14 protein-coding genes and 1 riboswitch are annotated in these 19,204 nt (G+C 66.9%); of the genes, 9 read left to right on the top strand and 5 right to left on the bottom strand.

Features of this window, described 5'->3' with window-relative positions; genetic code table 11:
* The first annotated feature begins 36 nt into the window (after positions 1-36).
* Positions 37-4,566, top strand: coding sequence for an amino acid adenylation domain-containing protein (locus tag WAW17_RS05180; protein WP_422331933.1), 4,530 nt, complete (start codon positions 37-39; stop codon positions 4,564-4,566).
* Here the strand turns inward: WAW17_RS05180 and WAW17_RS05175 are convergent.
* Positions 4,544-5,515, bottom strand: coding sequence for an alpha/beta hydrolase (locus tag WAW17_RS05175; RefSeq protein ID WP_422331932.1), 972 nt, complete (start codon positions 5,513-5,515; stop codon positions 4,544-4,546). The genes WAW17_RS05180 and WAW17_RS05175 overlap by 23 nt on opposite strands.
* A gap of 91 nt (positions 5,516-5,606) precedes the next feature.
* Between WAW17_RS05175 and WAW17_RS05170 the strand changes: the two genes are divergently transcribed.
* The 6 genes from WAW17_RS05170 (at position 5,607) to WAW17_RS05145 (ending at position 11,723) form a co-directional block, all read left to right on the top strand.
* Complete coding sequence (locus WAW17_RS05170; RefSeq protein ID WP_422331931.1) at positions 5,607-5,948, top strand: YidH family protein; 342 nt, start codon at positions 5,607-5,609, stop codon at positions 5,946-5,948.
* A 69-nt stretch (positions 5,949-6,017) separates the two neighbouring features.
* Positions 6,018-7,031, top strand: coding sequence for a glucose-6-phosphate dehydrogenase (coenzyme-F420) (gene fgd / locus WAW17_RS05165; protein ID WP_422331930.1), 1,014 nt, complete (start codon positions 6,018-6,020; stop codon positions 7,029-7,031).
* Between the two features lie 95 nt (positions 7,032-7,126).
* Complete coding sequence (locus tag WAW17_RS05160; protein WP_422331929.1) at positions 7,127-7,858, top strand: Clp protease N-terminal domain-containing protein; 732 nt, start codon at positions 7,127-7,129, stop codon at positions 7,856-7,858.
* A 26-nt stretch (positions 7,859-7,884) separates the two neighbouring features.
* Positions 7,885-8,286 carry a DUF1622 domain-containing protein gene (locus WAW17_RS05155; RefSeq protein WP_422331928.1) on the top strand — a complete coding sequence of 134 codons (402 nt, stop codon included), beginning with the start codon at positions 7,885-7,887 and terminating at the stop codon, positions 8,284-8,286.
* Between the two features lie 66 nt (positions 8,287-8,352).
* On the top strand, positions 8,353-10,476 hold the full coding sequence (pta, locus tag WAW17_RS05150; RefSeq protein ID WP_422331927.1) for a phosphate acetyltransferase: 2,124 nt from the start codon (positions 8,353-8,355) through the stop codon (positions 10,474-10,476).
* An 8-nt stretch (positions 10,477-10,484) separates the two neighbouring features.
* Entirely contained in the window at positions 10,485-11,723 is a 1,239-nt protein-coding gene (locus WAW17_RS05145) for an acetate kinase (RefSeq protein WP_422331935.1), read from the top strand.
* An 18-nt stretch (positions 11,724-11,741) separates the two neighbouring features.
* Here the strand turns inward: WAW17_RS05145 and WAW17_RS05140 are convergent, their stop codons facing one another.
* From WAW17_RS05140 to WAW17_RS05130, 3 genes are read right to left on the bottom strand one after another with little or no spacing between them, the layout of a single operon-like run.
* Positions 11,742-14,012 carry a tetratricopeptide repeat protein gene (locus WAW17_RS05140; RefSeq protein ID WP_422331926.1) on the bottom strand — a complete coding sequence of 757 codons (2,271 nt, stop codon included), beginning with the start codon at positions 14,010-14,012 and terminating at the stop codon, positions 11,742-11,744.
* A 9-nt stretch (positions 14,013-14,021) separates the two neighbouring features.
* Positions 14,022-15,008 carry a glutamate ABC transporter substrate-binding protein gene (locus WAW17_RS05135; RefSeq protein ID WP_422331925.1) on the bottom strand — a complete coding sequence of 329 codons (987 nt, stop codon included), beginning with the start codon at positions 15,006-15,008 and terminating at the stop codon, positions 14,022-14,024.
* Complete coding sequence (locus WAW17_RS05130) at positions 15,005-16,366, bottom strand: hypothetical protein (RefSeq protein WP_422331924.1); 1,362 nt, start codon at positions 16,364-16,366, stop codon at positions 15,005-15,007. Before WAW17_RS05130 ends, WAW17_RS05135 begins: the two co-directional genes overlap by 4 nt.
* A 178-nt stretch (positions 16,367-16,544) precedes the next feature.
* Here WAW17_RS05130 and WAW17_RS05125 point away from each other — a divergent pair, with 178 nt between their 5' ends.
* A complete protein-coding gene (locus WAW17_RS05125) occupies positions 16,545-17,300 on the top strand; it encodes an NUDIX hydrolase (protein WP_422331923.1) in 756 nt (251 codons plus the stop codon).
* A 1-nt stretch (position 17,301) separates the two neighbouring features.
* Here the strand turns inward: WAW17_RS05125 and thiE are convergent, their stop codons facing one another.
* A complete protein-coding gene (gene thiE / locus WAW17_RS05120; protein ID WP_422331934.1) occupies positions 17,302-18,000 on the bottom strand; it encodes a thiamine phosphate synthase in 699 nt (232 codons plus the stop codon).
* 25 nt (positions 18,001-18,025) lie between these two features.
* Positions 18,026-18,137, top strand: a riboswitch (TPP riboswitch).
* Between thiE and thiO the strand changes: the two genes are divergently transcribed.
* Complete coding sequence (gene thiO, locus WAW17_RS05115) at positions 18,106-19,203, top strand: glycine oxidase ThiO (RefSeq protein WP_422331922.1); 1,098 nt, start codon at positions 18,106-18,108, stop codon at positions 19,201-19,203. It overlaps the preceding riboswitch by 32 nt.
* Position 19,204 lies beyond the last annotated feature (1 nt).

Genomic DNA, 19,204 nt, shown 5'->3' with positions numbered 1-19,204 from the left:
TACCGCACCGGCGACCTCGTCCGGTGGGGCCCGGACTTGACGTTGGAAGACCTGGGACGCAGCGACTTCCAGGTGAAGATCCGCGGGCAGCGGATCGAACTCGGCGAAGTGGAAGCCGCACTGCGGGGATGTGCCGGCATCGCGCAGGCGGTGGCGGCGGTGCGCACGGACCGCCTCGTCGCCTATGCGGTTCCGGAGGCGGGGTGCATTCTCGAGCCCGCGGAGATCACCCGGTGTCTCGGTGCGGTCCTCCCGAGCCACATGGTGCCGTCGGCCGTACTCGTTCTGGACTCTTTGCCGCGGACAGCGAGCGGCAAGATCGATCGCGCGGCACTCCCTGCGCCGGCCGCGTCACCGGCACGGTTCCGGGCACCGAGTACGCCGTTCGAGACCACCGTCGCCGAAGTGTTCGCGCAGGTGCTGGGCCGAGACCGGGTGAGCGTCGACGACGACTTCTTCGCACTGGGTGGTAACTCCCTCACAGCGACCCGTGTGGTGGCACGGGTCGGCGCGGCACTCGGTACGGATGTGGGAGTGCGAGACCTGTTCGACGCCTCCACGGTGGGCGCATTCGCGGCACGGGCCGCACGTCCCGCCGCTCGAGGCCGGCCCCGGCTGGTGCCGAGGACACCACGTCCCGAGCGAGTCCCGCTGTCGGCGGCGCAGACGCGCATCTGGTTCCTCAACCGGTTCGACCCGTCGTCGCCCGCCTACAACATCGCCATGGCCTTCCGCCTGGCCGGCGCGCTCGACGAGGACGCGCTCCGAGCCGCCTTCCTCGACGTGGTGCGCCGGCACGAATCGTTACGCACCATTTTTCCGGTGGCGGACGGTGAACCGATCCAGCGGGTAACGTCCGCTCAGGATGTGCCGGGCTTGACCGTCGTGCAGATCCCGGAGCCCGAACTCGCCTCGCAGATACACGGTTTCACCGCCGCCCGCATCGACCTGACCAAGCAGGTGCCGCTGCGGGCGCGGATCTTCGCGCTGGGTGGAGAGCAGTGGGTGCTGTGCGTCGTGGTGCACCACATCGCGGCGGACGGCGCGTCGATGATGCCATTGGCGCGGGACGTGATGGCCGCGTACTCCGCGCGGATCGGTGGGCGAGCACCGAGGTGGCGTCCGCAGTTGCAGTACACCGACTACACCCTCTGGCAACGGGAGATGCTCGGGTCCGAGACCGACCCGGATTCCGTTCTCTCTCGGCAGCTGGGCTACTGGCGTGGAACTCTCGCGGGTCTTCCCGCGGTACTGGAACTTCCGGTCGATCGGGCGCGGCAGCAGGAGCGCTCACCTTCCGGTGCCCGTGTGGCATTCGCGATCGACGCCGATCTGCATCGGCGAGTAACGGAGGTGGCGTCCGAACATCGTGCGACCGTATTCATGGTGGCGCATGCTGCCTTCGCGACTCTTCTGGCCATGATCTCCGGGTCGGACGACATCGCCGTCGGCACTCCGGTGGGGGGACGGGGTGAGGCCGCACTCGACAACGTCGTGGGGATGTTCGTCAATACGGTGGTGCTGCGCCTGCGGGTGTCTCCGCGACTCTCGTTCGTCGACCTGCTCGAACAGGCGCGAGAGGTGGACCTGGGCGCCTATACGCACGCGGACGTGCCGTTCGAGAAAGTAGTCGAACTGCTGGACCCGCCGCGTTCGACGGCGCATGCACCGCTCTTCCAGGTCATGCTCGAGTTCCAGAACACCGAGCTACCGTCACTGCGACTCCCGGGTCTGACGATCGAGGGCGTCGATCTCGGACCGACGACCTCTATTTTCGATCTGCAGCTGACGTTGTCGGAGGACTACGGGGACGACGGCACCCCGGCCGGAATGAGCGCCGGAATCGCCTACGCGACAGACCTGTTCGATACAGGAACGGTCGAGCGGATTGCGGAGCGCTTTCTGAAGGTCCTCGAAGTGGCAGTGGCCGACCCGTCCCTTCGCGTCGCAGATTTCGACATACTCGATCGTGTCGAGCGCGCCGGGCTGGCCCCGGTCCGTGGACTCCCGGCCGTGCCCATCCGATTGCTCCCGGAGATCCTCGAATCGGGAGTCGCGTGCGATCCTGATGCGAGCGCTCTGTCCTTCGCGGGTACCGAACTGTCCTACCGCGAACTCGACAAGCGGTCGAATCGGCTTGCCCGGCTGCTGATCAGCCGCGGCGCTGGCCCGGACACTTTTGTCGCAGTGGCAATACCCCGTTCGATCGAGTCGGTCCTCGCGGTGTGGGCGGTTGCCAAGTCGGGTGCCGCGTTCCTGCCCGTCGACCCGAATCTTCCGGTTTCCCGCATGTCCGCGATGATCACCGATTCGGGGCCGGTACTCGGCCTCACGGTCCGCGGCCATGAGGACCACCTGCCGGATACCGCCGACTGGGTACTGCTCGACGATCCTGCACTCGGCCGGGAACTCTCTGCTGATCCCGTACGCGATACCGACCGCCTCACCCCGCTGCGCGGTGAGCATCCGGCATATCTGATGTACACGTCGGGAACGACGGGAGCTCCGAAAGGCGTGGTGGTGACCCATACCGGGCTGGCCGACCTGGTTGCAGAGCAGATAGGCCGCTTCGACTCGTCGCCGCGCGCCAGGGTGTCCCATGCGACGTCACCGAGTTTCGATGCGTCCGTGTTCGAACTCCTGCTGGCGTTCGGGGTGGGTGCGACCCTCGTGATCGTCCCACCGTCCGTGTACGGCGGGGCCGAGCTGGCGGCGCTGCTGGAGGCCGAGCGCGTCACCCACGCCTTCATGACACCGTCCGTGTTGGACACACTCGAACCGGACGGTCTCGGCTCCCTACGGGTGCTGGTGGTCGCAGGGGAGCGGTTCCCGCCCGCGCTCGCCGCACGCTGGGCGAACCACTGTCGGGTGTTCGATGCCTACGGTCCCACCGAAGCAACAGTGCAGGTGACGGTCAGCGCTCCGCTGTCGCCGGATGGGGCGGTGACTCTCGGCGGCCCGGCGATCGGGTTCGACCTTCTCGTTCTCGACAGCGCGTTGCGGCCGGTGCCGGAAGGGGTGCTCGGTGAACTGTTCATCGCAGGACCCGGGTTGGCGCGGGGTTCTCACCGTCGTGCGGCAACCACCGCGGCACGCTTCGTCGCGAATCCCGTCGGCCCGCAGGCGTCGCGGATGTATCGAACCGGCGATCTCGTCCGCTGGACCCGGAGCGGTGAACTCGAGTTCTGGGGGCGCAACGATCTTCAGGTCAAGATCCGCGGGCAGCGCGTGGAACTCGGTGACATCGAGACGGTCCTCGCCCGATGTGACGGTGTGGTGCGGGCCGCGGTGGCCGTGCGGGAAGGCGCCGGCGGGCCCGTCCTGGTGGGATACGTGGTCCCGGAGGTCGCTGTGAGTCCCCACACCGGCAGCGTGATGAAAGACAGTGTGATGAAAGACAGTGTGTTGAAAGACAGTGTGATGCGATGGGCCCGAGACCAACTCCCGCCGTCCATGGTTCCCGCACAGATCGTGGTGATGAACCGACTACCGCTCGATCCGAGTGGCAAGCTCGATCGCGCCGGTTTGCCCGCTCCGGTGATCGCAGATCGCGAGTTCCACGCTCCCCGCACCGAGTTCGAGGTAGCGGTCGCGGAAACGTTCGGTGCGGTCCTGTCTGTCGACCGGGTGGGCGTGGACGACAACTTCTTCGATCTGGGGGGCAGTTCGCTCGCCGCCACGACAGTGGCGGCTGCCCTCCGCGACCGTTTCGGTCAGGACATCCCGGTCCAGTGGATCTTCCGTCATCCCACGGCCGCCGCGCTGGCCCGTCGCATCGCGAAACCGGGCAATGACGGCACTGACACGGACGAGACCCTCAGTGTCGTGTTCCCCTTCCGGACCGGCGGTGATGTGCCCGCGCTGTTCTGCATCCACCCGGCCGGTGGTCTGGCGCTCGGATACTCGGGACTGATCCGGTACCTGGCGCCCGACCGTCCCGCCTACGGTCTGCAATTGCCGATTCTGAGCGGCGGACCCTCGTTCGACTCCGTCGAGCAGCTGGCGCGGCACTACGCGGACGAGATCCGCCGGATCCAACCGGACGGCCCCTACCACCTCCTCGGCTGGTCGTTCGGCGGCGTCCTGGCCCACGCCATGGGCGTCGAACTACGTCGAGCAGGTCAGGACGTGGCCACCGTCGCGATGATGGACAGCTACGTGGCGGAAGGTGTGCACGACGACACCGAGGTCGACGCCGAGAGCTGGCTGCGCGGGCTGGGCGTCGAATTCGACGAGGGTCGGCTCGATCGAGTGCTGGCCGAGTCGTTCGGCGGCGACACCGCGCTGCTGCTCGATCGGATCGGCAAGGGCCTGCGCAACCTGACTTCCATGTCGGCCGGGTACCACCCCGGTGTCTTCGACGGCGACCTCCTGTTCTTCCGCGCCGGGGAGTCTGCCCCCGGGGAGGAGGAGAGGCCGTCACCGAGTGTGTGGCAAACCGGCATCACGGGCACCATCACCGAGTACACGGTGGACTGCGACCACCTCCGGATGACGGGCCCGGGGGCATGTGCCTTCATCGGCCCGATACTGGACCGGTACCTCAGGCGCCGATCGCCTCACTGATCACCGGCCACGAATCGCGGAGCTCGGTCTCGAACAGTCCCCACGAGTGGGTGCCCTGGGACACGTAGCTGAAGGTGGCGGGAATGCCCAGCGTGTGCAGTCGTGACTGGAACGCGACCGCACACACGTTGGTGACCATCTCGACCACGCTGCCGCCGAGGGTCTGGGGAACCACCAGGATCGGATCATGGTTGTCGATCGGGCCGGGTAGACCGTTGCCACTCGACACGAAGAGCGCTGTGCCACGCAATCGTTCGGCGTTCGCCATCGGGTCGTGGGCGCGCCACAGTGGATCCGCGACCGATCCCCACATGTTGGCGGCGTTGCCACCCCCGCGTAGTTCCACCATGGAGCGCACCATCGTCTGCCCGAGTACCCCGCTCGTTGCCGCGCATCCGCTGTACGACCCGACCGCGCGGTAGAAACCGGGGGCCTGGACGGCGAGATCGAGCACCGCGCTACCGGCCATCGACACCCCGCCGATCGCGTTGACGCCCGTCGTCCCGAACCGGCTGTTGATGACCGCGGGCAACTCCTGCGTCAGATACGTCTGCCACCGGTTGCGGCCGAGCACCGGATCGTCCGAACGCCAGTCGGTGTACATGCTGTACTGGCCGCCGATCGGCATCACCACATTGACGTGTTTGTCGGCGAAGAAACCGCGCACACCCGTGTTGTTGAACCACGAGATACCGTCCGAACCGCCACCTATCCCGGTGAGGAGAAAGAAGGTGGGTGCGGGCCCGCCCGATGCCGGCGAGATGACGTCGTTGGCCACCCAGCGGTCCATCGACGGCGAGTACACGTCGATGCGGGTGATGCGTGACTCGGCGGAGGCGGGGCCGGGCTGTAACAGCACCGTCGACGTGACACTCGCCGAGAGAAGGAAGAACACCACTCCCAGTGCCCGCAGCACGGTGGCCCATCGCAGAACTTCGAACGGTCGCATATCGCCCCCTGGCTGTGGCCGGTGTTCCCAATGTAGGACGGACGGATACCTGACTGCTGCGGTTCCGTCGAACCGGTGTCAAGATGATTCGGTGACGGACAGCGACCGGCCCGACGAGCGCTTCACCCTCGCCAGCGAACGGACGTTTCTCGCCTGGATGCGAAGTTCGCTCGCCCTGCTCGCGGGCGGGATCGCGATCATCAATCTCGTTCCCGACTTCAGTACGGAATGGGTGCGAGTCACGCTCGGGTTGACCCTCATCGGTCTCGCGGCTGCCGCCTCTCTGGTCGGAATGAGGCGGTGGATGCAGGTGGAACGGGCACTCAGAGACGGGTCGTCGATGCCGCCCCCGCGCGAACTGTGGATCTTCGCGGTCGTGCTGGCGGGCGTGGCATGTGCGGCGGCTGTCGCCAGTGTGGTGGCCGCGCTCTAGTGTGCAGGAAAGAATGTGCAGGAAAGGTTTGCATGTCGCGAACCGGACGTGAAGACGAAGGAGTGCACGGTGGCCCACGAACTCAAGCTCGGTTACAAGGCGTCTGCGGAGCAGTTCGGTCCGCGGGAGTTGGTGGAGCTGGGTGTGTTGGCAGAGGCACACGGCATGGACTCGGCGACGGTGTCGGATCATTTTCAGCCGTGGCGGCACGAGGGTGGTCATGCGCCGTTCTCGCTTGCGTGGATGACGGCGGTCGGTGAGCGCACGGAGCGGTTGCAGCTGGGCACGTCGGTGCTCACCCCGACGTTCCGGTACAACCCGGCGGTGATCGCGCAGGCCTTCGCCACGATGGGGTGCCTGTACCCGGGTCGGGTGATGCTGGGTGTGGGTACCGGTGAGGCACTCAACGAGATCGCCACCGGGTACGCGGGTGAGTGGCCGGAGTTCAAGGAGCGATTCGCCCGGTTGCGGGAATCCGTGCGGTTGATGCGGGAACTCTGGCTGGGCGACCGGGTCGACTTCGAGGGGGAGTATTTCACCACCAAGGGAGCATCGATCTACGACGTGCCCGAGGGTGGCATTCCGGTGTACATCGCGGCGGGCGGTCCGGTGGTGGCCCGGTACGCCGGTCGCAGTGGCGACGGATTCATCTGCACGTCCGGCAAGGGGATGGAACTGTATACCGACAAGCTCATGCCCGCGGTCGCCGAGGGTGCCGGCAAGGCCGAGCGTGACGTGGCGGACATCGACAAGATGATCGAGATCAAGATTTCGTACGACACCGACCCCGACCTGGCCTTGGAGAACACCCGGTTCTGGGCACCGTTGTCGCTCACGCCGGAGCAGAAGCATTCGATCGATGACCCGATCGAGATGGAGAAAGCAGCGGATGCGTTGCCGATCGAACAGGTCGCGAAGCGGTGGATCGTGGCGTCGGATCCGGATGCGGTGCTCGAGCAAGTGAAGCCGTACGTGGATGCGGGGCTGAACCATCTCGTCTTCCACGCACCCGGTCATGATCAGAAGCGGTTCCTGGAACTGTTCGAGCGCGACCTCGCACCGCGGCTGCGCGCATTGGCCTGAGCCGACGACGGCGGCGAGGAAGTCCTTACCGAAACCATGAATCAATCGACAACTGGGGGTTGACGATCCCACTGTCGTCAACCTATGGTTGACTCATGCCGGAACCTACCCGTATGAGCAACCCCGTTCGCCTCGACGATCTCATCGACGCCATCAACAAGGCGCGCACCGACCCGCTCGAGCAACTGACCGATGCCGTGGTGGCAGCGGGTCACCTGGGCGATGTGGCCGATCATCTGATCGGACATTTCGTCGACCAGGCGCGACGATCGGGCGCGTCCTGGACGGACATCGGCAAGAGCATGGGGGTCACCAAACAGGCAGTGCAGAAACGTTTCGTACCCAAGGCGTCGGGTGAAGCTCCAGACCTCGATCCCAGCCAGGGATTCGCCCGATTCACCCAGCGGGCCAGGAATGCCGTGATGGCTGCTCAGAACGAGGCCCGGGCGGCGGGCAACGCGACGATCCAACCCGAACATCTCCTGCTGGGTCTACTCGGCGAGCCCGATTCGCTGGGCGCGAAAGCCATCGTCGCCCAGGGGGTCCTGCTCACCACGGTCCGGGACGCCGTGCTCGAGACGCTGGCGCCGGCGGTGCCCGCACTACCCGACCTCATTCCGTACGACCCACAGGCACGCAAAGTTCTGGAACTCACGTTCCGCGAGGCGTTGAGATTGGGGCACAACTACATCGGTACCGAGCACATCCTGCTCGCCCTCCTGGAATTCGAGGCCGGCACCGGCGTGCTCTCCGACCTCGGCATCGACAAACCCGCAGCCGAAACCGACATCGTCGCCGCAGTTCTCGCCGTTCTCGAAGAGCAGTGAGCCCGCGGTGAGGTTAGGTTTCACGCATGGACACGGTCAGGTTCTTCGTATTGGTCACCGACTTCCTCGAGGTACTCGGGGTCGTGGCAATCGTGGTGGGTTTCATTCTTGCGTTCGTGCTCGCCGGACGTGCATGGAAGAACTCTCGTGACGGCACCCGAGCATTCAAGACGTTGCGGGAGTCGCTCGGCGGGGTGATCCTGCTCGGCCTGGAGATTCTGGTCGCCGCGGACCTGGTGAAGACCGTGACCTCCGAACCGTCGCTGACGGATGCGGCGGTCCTCGGAATGATCGTGTTGATCCGGACCGTGCTGAGTCTGTCGATTCAGGTGGAGATCGATGGCGTGGCGCCTTGGAAGAGGGCGCTGGTCACCGGCCCGCAGGTGCTTGCGCAGGCGTCGCGACGTTCTGCCGTCACCGAGGCCTGAACGGGCCCGTACCGTGCCGCGGACTCACGAGGAATGCCCGTCACCTCATCGCATACGCTGAGGTCCATGGCTGCGCCTGCGACCCCTTCATCAGTGAACCCGCCCGCCCGCTCCGCACCCTCGAGCATCTACATCGCCTCACCCGAGGGGGACACCGGCAAATCCACCATCGCCCTCGGCGTCCTGCAGATGCTGTGCGCGTCGGCGGCCAGGGTGGGGGTGTTCCGCCCCATCGCACGGTCCACCGACGAGACGGATTACATCCTCGAACTGCTGCTCGATCACACCACCGCGGACGTCGGCTACGAGGAATCACTCGGCGTCTCCTACGAGCAGGTGCACGCCGACCCGGACGAGGCGCTCAGTGAGATCGTCGCGAAGTACCACGAGATGGCCGACCGGTGCGATGCGGTCGTCGTCATCGGCAGCGACTACACCGACATCGCCAGCCCCAGCGAGCTCGGCTACAACGCGAGGATCGCCGCCAACCTGGGCGCGCCCGTTCTGCTCGCGCTCCGCGGGGCACGTCGCACCCCCGAGGAGATCAGGCAACTCGCCGGGGTCTGTATCGCAGAACTGGGCGCCCACCATGCGCACCTGCTCGCCATCGTCGCCAACAGGTGCGCCGCCGACGATCTCGAGGAGATCGCCGCGAGCCTGGCGGGCACCGGCGTACCGGCGTGGAGCCTGCCGGAGGTCCCCATCCTCGGTGCCCCCACGATGGCGGAACTCCTCCACGCCATCGGCGGCTCCCTCTACAGCGGCGATCCCGAACTGCTCCATCGTGAGGCGCTGCGTGTGATGGTGGGCGGCATGACGGCCGAGCACTGCCTGGAACGAGTGACCGAAGGGGTGGTGGTGATCGCGCCGGGAGATCGATCCGACGTCCTCCTGGCTATGGTCAATGCGCATGAGGCCGAAGGGTTTCCGTCGTTGACCGGCATCATCATGAATGGTGGGCTACTGCCGCACACGGCAATCGCCGATCTCATGGACGGCCTCAAACCCAGCCTGCCGATTCTCACCACCGAGATGGGAACCTTCGATACGGCCAGCGCTGCCGCGCAGACGAGGGGCCGGGTGGCGGTGGGCTCCCAGCGCAAGATCGACACCGCCCTCGGCCTCATGGAACAGCACGTGGACGGCAGCGCCCTACTGGCCCGATTGAAGCTTCCCATTCCCTCGGTGGTCACTCCGCAGATGTTCGAGTATCAGCTCATCGAGCGCGCACGGGCCGATCGCAAGCACATCGTTCTTCCCGAGGGTGACGACGATCGCATCCTTCGGGCGGCGGGGCGCCTGCTGCAGCGCCGGGTGGCCGACCTGACCATCCTCGGGGACGAGGCGCAGGTGCGTCGCCGTGCGGCCGAACTCGGGGTCGACCTGGGCGATACCCAGGTGCTCGAACCTCGAACCTCCGAGTACACAGCAGCTTTCGCCGAGGAGTATGCCCGGCTGAGGGCGCACAAGGGTGTGACCGTCGATCGGGCCCGCGAGGTGCTTGCCGACATTTCGTACTTCGGAACGATGATGGTACACACGGGAATTGCGGACGGCATGGTGTCCGGCGCGGCCCACACCACCGCCCACACCATTCGGCCGTCGCTGGAGATCATCAAGACGCAGCCCGGGGTGTCCACGGTGTCGAGTATCTTCCTCATGTGCCTGTCCGATCGTGTGCTCGCCTACGGCGACTGCGCGGTGGTGCCCGACCCCAGCGCGGAACAGTTGGCGGATATCGCGATCTCCTCGGCGCAGACGGCCGCACAGTTCGGCATCGAGCCGCGCATCGCGATGTTGTCGTACTCCACCGGCGATTCGGGCAGCGGCGCCGACGTCGACAAGGTGCGGACGGCGACCGCTCTGGTCCGTGAACGACGACCGGACCTGTTGGTGGAGGGCCCCATTCAATACGATGCCGCCGTCGAGCAGAGTGTTGCGGACAAGAAGATGCCCTACTCCGAGGTGGCGGGAAAGGCTACGGTCTTCATCTTCCCCGACCTCAATACCGGCAACAACACATACAAGGCTGTGCAGCGCAGTGCCGGTGCGGTAGCGGTCGGCCCGGTGCTGCAGGGGCTGAACAGGCCGGTCAACGATCTCTCCCGCGGGGCGCTGGTCGAGGACATCGTGAACACCGTGGCGATCACAGCCATCCAGGCGCAGGCGCCTCGAGAGGGAGGGGCATGACGATGAGTATGGGCACCGTAAGCACCGGCACCGAGGGGAGCGCCGGCACCGAGGGTTCGGTGCTGGTCATCAATTCGGGTTCGTCCTCGATCAAGTTCCAGCTGATTCATCCCGTCACCGGGGAATCCTTCGTCACCGGGCTTATCGAGCGAATCGCGGAACCCGAGGGGCGCATCGTCTACCACCACCGCACCGGCGACGAGGAACGTCATGTCACCATTCCCGATCACCGCGCGGGGCTGAAGATGGTGACGGAGATCGTCGAGGAGGTCGGCCGCCCCATGCACGAGGCCGGTATCGTCGCGGTCGGACATCGCATCGTGCACGGCGGAAAGATCTTCTATCAGCCCACCCTCATCGACGATGCTGTTGCACAGGCAATTTCGGATCTTTCGAGCCTCGCTCCGCTGCACAATCCGGCCAACGTGATCGGCATCGAGGTGGCCCGGGAGGAACTGCCCGACATCCCGCACGTGGGTGTCTTCGACACCGCGTTCTTCCACACGCTCCCCGCCGAAGCGGCTACCTATGCCATCGACCGGCAGGTGGCGGACGACTACGACATCCGGCGGTACGGCTTTCACGGCACCTCCCACCAGTACGTGTCCGAACGGGCGGCCGAGTTCCTCGGGCGTGACCTGTCGGAACTGAACCAGATCGTGCTGCATCTCGGGAACGGCGCCTCCGCGTCCGCGATTCGTGGTGGCCGGGCAATCGATACGAGCATGGGTCTCACACCGCTCGAGGGCCTGGTGATGGGCACGCGGTGCGGCGACATCGACCCCGGAGTCCTGCTGCACCTCAGCCGCAGCGGGGACATGAGCGTCGACCGGATCGACGACCTCCTGAACCGGCACTCCGGGCTGAAGGGCATGTCCGGCGTCAACGACTTCCGGGCTCTGCTCGAGCTCGTCGCGGAAGGGGACCGGGACGCTGCCCTCGCCTACGATGTGTACGTCCATCGGCTGCGCAAATACATCGGCGCGTACCTGCTGGAATTGGGCGGAGTCGATGTCATCACTTTCACCGGTGGGGTGGGCGAGAACAACATCGACGTCCGGCGCGACAGCCTGGCAGGGTTGAGACGACTCGGAATCGTCGTGGACGAGGTGCGCAACGAGTCGCCGGAGCGTGGCGCCCGCCGGATCTCCGCGGCCGATTCCGACGTCGAGGTTCTCGTCGTTCCCACCAACGAGGAACTCGCGATCGCCCGCGCCGCCGCCCAATTGGTGGATGCCGGAATCTGAGTCGGCATGCGACCAACCCTAGATCAGGCTCTTCGGCCGGATCATGTTGGCGAGATCCACCAACGTGTAGCGGTGGGTGCGTTCGGGGGCGCTGCGCGCGAGAGCCCGCAATCCGGCCTCGGTTCCCTTCCGCAGACCCCGCTCGGTGAACGGGACTCCCAGGATGGGCAGGAGTTCCGTCGTCGACCGGTGCCCGGTGCGCAACCAGTCGAGTGCGGTGCCGAGAACGAGTGTCCGCATCTGGAGGGCCCGGCTCTCATCGGGGCCGAGTGCCTCGACGCGCCGAGCCGCCTCCCGTAACGCCGCCTCGTCGATTTCCTCGATCGGCCGACCGGACAGCAGGATGAGCACGCTGGTCATGCGCGCCATCGAGAAGTGCCGTGAACTGGCGGGAACCTGATCGAGGGCCGCGGTGGCACCGGGCAGATCCCGACGGTGCGTGAGTTGCCGGGCCAGCCCGAACGCCGCACTCACCGTGGTGTGGTCGGTGCGCCACACCGTCCGGTAGTAGTTCTCGGCGAACGACCGCCACTGGTGGGGATCGGAACTTTCCCAGTGCTGCAGGATCAGCTCGGCGGTGACGGCCAGGGCGAGCTTCGGGGCGCTCTCACCGGGCAGGGCCTGCAGCACCGCCTCGAAATGGGAGAAGGACGCCTCGAACTCGCCGGTCTGCAAGGTCGCGAGGCCCGCGTACCAGTCGATCCGCCAGTGCGTGTCCCCGTCCTTCTCCAGCTTCCCCAGCAGGTCGACCGCGGTGTCCGCGTCACCCAGATCGAGGTGGGCCTTGACCTCGGCGAGCGCGAGTTCACGCGAGAACGACACGTCCGGGCTGGAGTCCGTCCGCTCGATGCCACCCGCCCGCGCATGCCGGATCGATTCCAGGGTCTGCTGCGGCTCGCTGTGCACCGCCGCTGCGAGCAGAGGAGCGCTCGGGTCGGTCGGATCGATCAGCGGGACGGCCAGTGCCTGCGCCACCGACCGCGGATCCAGATCCATGTCGCGTTCGATGCCGTCGACGTAGACGTCGGTCTGGTCCACGGCCTCATCGGTGCCGAAAGTGGTTCGCTGCCTGCTGAACACCGTGGACAGGCCGGGATGCTCCTCGCCGGTCTGCTGGGCCAGGATCTCCCGTAACACGCCGGTGAGCTGTCCGGACATCTCCTCCGCGGAGCTGAAGCGCTGCGTGGGATCAGGGTGGGTGGCGCGCAACAGCAGCCGATGGAAGAACTCGTATTCACCGAGCAGTGGAGCCTGTTCCGGGTCGGGCAGACCGTCGAGGTAGCGGCCTCGCTCCGAGGGCATGTCCAGGGCCAGAACTGCCAGTGTGCGTCCCACCGTGTAGATATCGGATGCGACGGTCGGTCCGGTCTTGATGATCTCCGGTGCCTGGTAGCCGGGCGTGCCGTACAGATAGCCGTAGTCCTCGATCCCCGAGACCGCCCCGAGGTCGATCAGTTTCAGCGCGTCCTCGGTCACCATCACGTTGTCGGGCTTCAGATCGTTGTAGACCAGCCCGGTGGAATGGAGATAGGCCAGCGCGGGAAGGATCTCGAGTACGTACCCGATGGCCTGTTCGATCGGCAACCGCTCGGGTCGTGCGTGGGTCGACAGGATGTCGCGGAGCGAATGACCGCCCACGTACTCCATGACGATGTAGCCCATCGGGGTGCCGTCGGCCCCGGGATGCTCCACGAAGTTGTAGATCTTCACGATGCTCGGGTGGGACATCTCGGCGAGGAACTGGCGTTCGGCCACCGCCACCGCCTGTGCCTCGGCGTCCCCGAAGTGCAGCAACCCCTTGAGGACCACCCATCGATCGCTGACGTTACGGTCGATGGCCAGATAGATCCAACCGAGCCCGCCGTGTGCGATGCACCCTTGCACCTCATACTGCCTGGCTACCAGATCGCCGCGTTCGAGGAGCGGACGGAAGTCGAACATCGTTCCGCAGTTGGGGCATGCGCCGAACTCGGTTCCCTCGGAGGTGGCGCTGGTACGTCCCACCGGGTTGCCACATTTCCAGCAGAAGCGCTTGGCCTCCGGAACGGTGGGATCGGTCATGACGGCCGACGTCGGATCCAGTGTCTCCACGACCGGGACCTCGACGAGACCGCCGCCCAGACGAAGACGCCGTCCGGACCGGCTCAGTGGGGCGCGGGTGGAGCGACCGGTACCGGAACCCACCGAAGGCCGGGACGTCTGCCCCTCCTCCCCGCTCTTGCCCGCGGGTACCGCCTGCGTGGCCTGATCCTCGTCCCCGGAATCGGGGGGTTCGCTGTGCCGTGACATCACTCCCCCTCAGTCCCGGTAGACGGCGGTCGGCGGAGCGGGGGCCGGCCCCAGCATCGACAACCACCGATCGTAGAGACGGGTCCAGGTTCCGTCGCGGCGGATCCGTTCGAGTGTTCCGTTGACGAACCGGACGAGATCGTCCTTCGTCTTGGTGATTCCGATCCCGTACGGTTCCGAGCCCATCCCGGGCCCGACGATCTCGAGGTAGGGGTCCTGGGAGACGAGACCGGCCAGGATGGTGTCATCGGTGCTCACCGCATCGACCTGCCGTTGCTGGAGCACCACCAGGCAGTCCGACCACATGGGCACGGTGAGGATGCTCGCGGTGGGCACCGTCTGCTGCAACCGCATCAGCGACGTGGTGCCGCGCGCAGCGCACACACGTTTGCCGCCGAGGTCCGCGGCGCTGCGGATGGGCGATCCCTTGACGACGAGGACCCGTTGCCGCGCCTCGAGATACTCGGAGGAGAACGCCACATGTTCACGTCGATCGCAGGTGATGGTCATGGTCTTCGCCACGATGTCCACCGACGACTTCTCGAGAGCCTTCTGACGATCGGCCGACGTGAGGACGTGGTACTCGATTCGGTCCGGATCGCCGAACAGATCACGTGCGACTTCCCGGGCGATGTCGACGTCGAAGCCCGTGATCGCTCCGGAGGTGGGGTCACGGAAACTCATGAGGTTGCTGCCCGTGTCGAGACCGACGACGAGCCGGCCCCGCGCGCGGATCTCGTCGACCCCGGGCATCGGCGGAGGAGGCTCGGTATCCGGGAAGGGACGCAAGCTGGCCGTGGGATCGCCGCAGTCGTTCCCGGGCGCCGGAGACGTCGTCCCGCCCGTCGCGGGCGCCATGGTGGCAGCGGCCGGCAGTGGAGGCTCGGTATACGAGATGCTGGGCGCGCCCACGTGTTCCGGTGCCGGCTCCTGGGCGCACCCGCCGAGCACCGTCACGACCGCGAGTAAGAGCAACGCGGTTCGCAGGCGCCTCACTGGTACTCCCGCAGTCGAGGCCACAAGCCGATGATAATTCCGGCGAACGCGATCAAGGTGAGCGCGAGCGCACCCGCACCGAGCGCGGTGAGTACCGCGGACGCCGACGAGACGTCCGAACGCAGATGGTCCCGGGCGGCACCGATACCCTCGGTGAGCGCGTCGTCGACGGCGGTGAACTGGGCCGCCGAATCCGACGGTCCCGGACCGATCGCGATCGTCGCCGCCCCAACGAAATCACCGGTGCCGAGGACGGTGTTCATCCGCTCATGGGCGGCCGACCAGCGCTCGCCTGCTTCGCGGGCCAGCGCCGCCTGCTCGACTCCCACCTCGTGGTTCCTGTCCCGGGGATAATTCGCGAGGAGTTCGGCGAGGCGCCCGGACTTGTCTGCGAACACCATGTCGTAGTCACCGTTGGAGTCGCGGCGCACGAGCTCGAGGGTCTCCACCGTGCGGGCCTGCTGCGCCACGATGCGCGCGGTCGTCAGCTCGTGCATCGGCTGGGCGCCCTGCGCAAGTGCCCGGGACGTCTCGCGAGACGAGATCAACCCAGCCGCCAGCATCCACGCCAGAAGAATCGCCGTGGACGCCGAGGCCAGTATGAGCCCGAGGTTGAGGGTGCGCCGGCTCAGCCTGGCGATCATGAACTGCGCGAAGAGCAGGGCGAGCAGAGAGAGAAGTATCAGGATCAGCGACAACCACGGTGGCCGCGAATAGCCCTGCTGCGTGGACGCGACGTACGCCTCCTGCTGGGAGTGCAGTCGCTGCGCCATCGGCAGCAGGTTGTTCTGCATCAGCGTGGAGGCCTCGCTGAGGTAGGCCGCCCCCACCGGGTTGCCCGTCCGATTGTTGGCGCGCGCGGTCTCGACGATTCCGGCATACACGGTGAGATCCGTGGAGATGGAGGCGAGCAGGCGCCTGCTTTCGGCATCGCTGGGGTCGAGTCCCCCCGAGGCATAGACGATGTCGGCCGATGCCATGCCGACAGCCTGGGTGTACCTGTCGCGGAGTTCGGCCGGTTCCAGTCCACCGGAGATGAAGGCGCTCGTGGCAGCCGCGTCCGCCACCGACAGTGCGCTGTAGAGGTCCTGCGCGGAGTAGGACAGCGGCTCGGTCTCGGCCAGGATCCGGTCGAGTGTGGCCTGCCTCGAATTCGCTGTGGAGGCCGCAACCAGCCCGGCTGTGAGAGCGAGAAGAACGAGTACGGCGCCCAGGCCGGTGAGCTTGGCGGGAGTGGAAACCAGGAACGCGTGCAGCTCCCTCCGGCGCGCCACCGAGGGATCGACATCGCCGCCCGTGACGGCGGACAACGCCGGGCTACCCTGGGGTTCGATCGACGGCGTGTCACGGACCACCACGTCGCACCCCCTCGTTGATAGAGCCGTACCCAGTGGGGAGCATATAAGCAGGCATCGGGTACTGCTGCGAACCGGAGGGCCGCCGGGGCGAACCCGTGTACTGGGCGGGTCCGGCGCGCGTCAAACGGATAGTGTGAAAGGACTGCAGGTGACCGATCAGGTCGGACAGGGGTAGTCGATGCGTGGTGACGGTGACGGCTGGGCAACCGGGCCGGACGGAAGTCGTCATTGGGGCAAGCACGGTGCGGCCGGGCTGCTGCTGCGTGCACCACTGCCCGACGAGACACCGGCGGTTCTGCTGCAGCACCGGGCGGCGTGGAGCCACCAGGGTGGCACTTGGGCGTTGCCGGGCGGTGCCCGGGACAGCCATGAGAGCACCACCCACGCCGCGGTCCGGGAGGCGCACGAAGAGGCCGGCATCGACAGTGCCGCGATCCGGGTCCGTACCGAGATGGTGACCATGCGTGCCCCGAGCGGGTGGAGTTACACCACGGTGATCGCCGATGCCGAGCGGCCGCTCCCCACGGTCGCGAACGGCGAGAGCACCGAACTGCGGTGGGTGCGGGAGACCGATGTCGCCAGCCTGCCGCTCCACCCCGGGTTCGAGGCGGGGTGGCCACGGCTGCGCACCATCGAGGTCCGGTTACTGCTGGACTCGTCCGACGTGCTGGGGACGCACGAGGCGCTGGCGCAGTTGTCGAAGGCATTGCCGCGCACCGTCGCCCTTCCGGACGGAAGTTACGGATGGTTACCGCGAGTCGAAATACTTCACTCGCGGACCGCGGCCGGGCAGGCAGGGGAACCGGGTGGCGGAACGACGGTGGGGACCGTGACGGTCGTGGTCACCGATGATCGCGACCTGATCGACGAGTTGCCCGCCACCGTCCTCGCCGTGTCGGGTTCGACCGTGCACGGCTGGCTGGATCAGCGATAGCTCACGCGTTCGCTCGCAACATCTCGGCGAGCCTGCGGGCCGCCGCCTGCGGGTCGCGCGCCTCGGTGATGGCTCGCACCACCACGATCCGGGTGGCTCCCGCCTCCAAGACCTCGGGCACACGCGACGCGTCGATGCCGCCGATGGCGAACCAGGGGCGATTGGGCTGTGCTTCGGCGGTCGAGCGCACCAGGTCGATACCCGACGCGCTGCGCCCGGGCTTGGTGGGCGTGGCCCACACGGGGCCGGTGCAGAAGTAGTCGACGTCCTCTTCGATCGCCGCGAGGCTCGCCTGCGCGCGGTTGTGCGTGGAGCGTCCGAGGAGGACATTCGGCCCCACGACCTCACGGGCGTAATGAACCGGCAGATCACCCTGCCCGAGATGAAGCACGTCGGCGCCGGCGGCCAGTGCCAGGTCGGCGCGGTCGTTGACGGCGAGCAGGGCGCCGTGTCGTCGTGCGACAGGCGCCAGCACTGCCAGGGCCGTCAATTCGTCCTTTGCGTCCAGCGGACCGAACTCACGCTCTCCGGCCGATCCCTTGTCGCGTAACTGGATGATGTCGACGCCACCGGACAGGGCGGCCTCGGCGAACTGTGCCAGGTCGCCTTTCTCACGCCGCGCGTCGGTACACAGATACAAGCGCGCCGTGTCGAGCCGGCGGCGACGCTCGGTGAGGTTGCTGTGATGCGTGATGTTCACGGTCATGACGGTAGCCTCTACGGTGAAAGTGCAACACGGGAGTCCCGGGAACGTGGGGCTGAGAGGGGTTCACGCCGAACCCGACCGTCATACCTGACCCGGATCATGCCGGCGCAGGAAGTGAGGGAGTTTTCAGTGTCTGGATCACTATCCGTCGTCGGAGGCGGAGCGATAGGTCTGTCGATCGCCTGGCGCGCGGCCCGTGATGGCTGGTCCGTCCGCATCTACGATCCGTCGTTCGGTTCGGGAGCATCGTGGGTGGCAGGCGGAATGCTGGCACCGCTGTCCGAGGGATGGCCGGGGGAGGAGAGCGCCCTCGAACTCGGGAGCGCGTCGCTCGACCGATGGCCCGACTTCGGTAGCGAACTCGCGGCCGGCGCAGGTGTGGAGCTGTTCACGTCGACCAGTTCTCTGACGGTGGCACTCGACAGTGCCGACGCGCAGGATCTGCGCACGATCGCCGAGTGGGTGGGTGCACAGGGCCGTGACCTCGAGATCCTGGGACGCGCCGAGGTCCGCGAGCTCGAGCCGGTACTCGGCCGCGGCGTGCGGCTGGGGCTGCTGGCCCGGGACGAGCTGGCGGTCGACAACCGACTTCTGCTGCTGGCCCTTCGGACGTGTGCCGTGGATGCGGGGGTGGAGCTGATCGAGGAGGCCGTTCACGACCTGGGCGCGCTCGAGACGGATCAGATCGTCGTGACCGCGGGGATCGCCTCCCCGAAACTCTGGCCGGGTCTGCCGGTCCGCCCGGTGAAGGGGGAGATCCTGCGTCTGCGGGCCCGCCCCGGGGTGACGCCCGCGCCGGGCCGGACGATTCGCGGCAGTGTGCACGGCAGACCCGCGTACCTGGTGCCCCGGGCCGATGGCATCGTCGTGGGGGCCACCCAGCACGAGTCCGGGGAGGACACGCAGGTCACGGTGGCCGGAGTGCGGGATCTCATCGCGGATGCCGAAGAGTTGATGCCGGCCATCGGCGAGTACGAACTGCGCGAGGCCTCGGCTGGATTGCGTCCGATGACACCCGACAACCTGCCCCTCATCGGCCGGGTGTCCGACCGGGTGGTCGTGTCGACCGGGCACGGCCGCAACGGCATCCTGCTCGCCCCCGTCACGGCCGACGCCACCCTGGCACTGCTGGAGGGATCCTCCCTGGCGGAGGCGAAGACGGCCGACCCCGAACGTTTCGAGAGAGTAGTGAGGTAGC

The sequence above is a fragment of the Rhodococcus sp. (in: high G+C Gram-positive bacteria) genome, assembly GCF_049286785.1.
In the GTDB taxonomy this organism is placed as follows: Bacteria; Actinomycetota; Actinomycetes; order Mycobacteriales; family Mycobacteriaceae; genus Rhodococcus_F.
Note: the sequence above shows the minus strand (reverse complement) of the source record. Positions and strands in the feature narration are given on the sequence as shown.

Bases quoted from the DNA above. Each gene is read 5' to 3' on its own strand.
- WAW17_RS05175 (WP_422331932.1), bottom strand. From the start codon at position 5,515: ATGCGACCGTTCGAAGTTCTGCGATGGGCCACCGTGCTGCGGGCACTG.
- WAW17_RS05160 (WP_422331929.1), top strand. From the start codon at position 7,127: ATGCCGGAACCTACCCGTATGAGCAACCCCGTTCGCCTCGACGATCTC.
- WAW17_RS05155 (WP_422331928.1), top strand. From the start codon at position 7,885: ATGGACACGGTCAGGTTCTTCGTATTGGTCACCGACTTCCTCGAGGTA.
- pta (WP_422331927.1), top strand. From the start codon at position 8,353: ATGGCTGCGCCTGCGACCCCTTCATCAGTGAACCCGCCCGCCCGCTCC.
- WAW17_RS05145 (WP_422331935.1), top strand. From the start codon at position 10,485: ATGGGCACCGTAAGCACCGGCACCGAGGGGAGCGCCGGCACCGAGGGT.
- WAW17_RS05140 (WP_422331926.1), bottom strand. From the start codon at position 14,012: ATGTCACGGCACAGCGAACCCCCCGATTCCGGGGACGAGGATCAGGCC.
- WAW17_RS05125 (WP_422331923.1), top strand. From the start codon at position 16,545: ATGCGTGGTGACGGTGACGGCTGGGCAACCGGGCCGGACGGAAGTCGT.
- thiO (WP_422331922.1), top strand. From the start codon at position 18,106: ATGCCGGCGCAGGAAGTGAGGGAGTTTTCAGTGTCTGGATCACTATCC.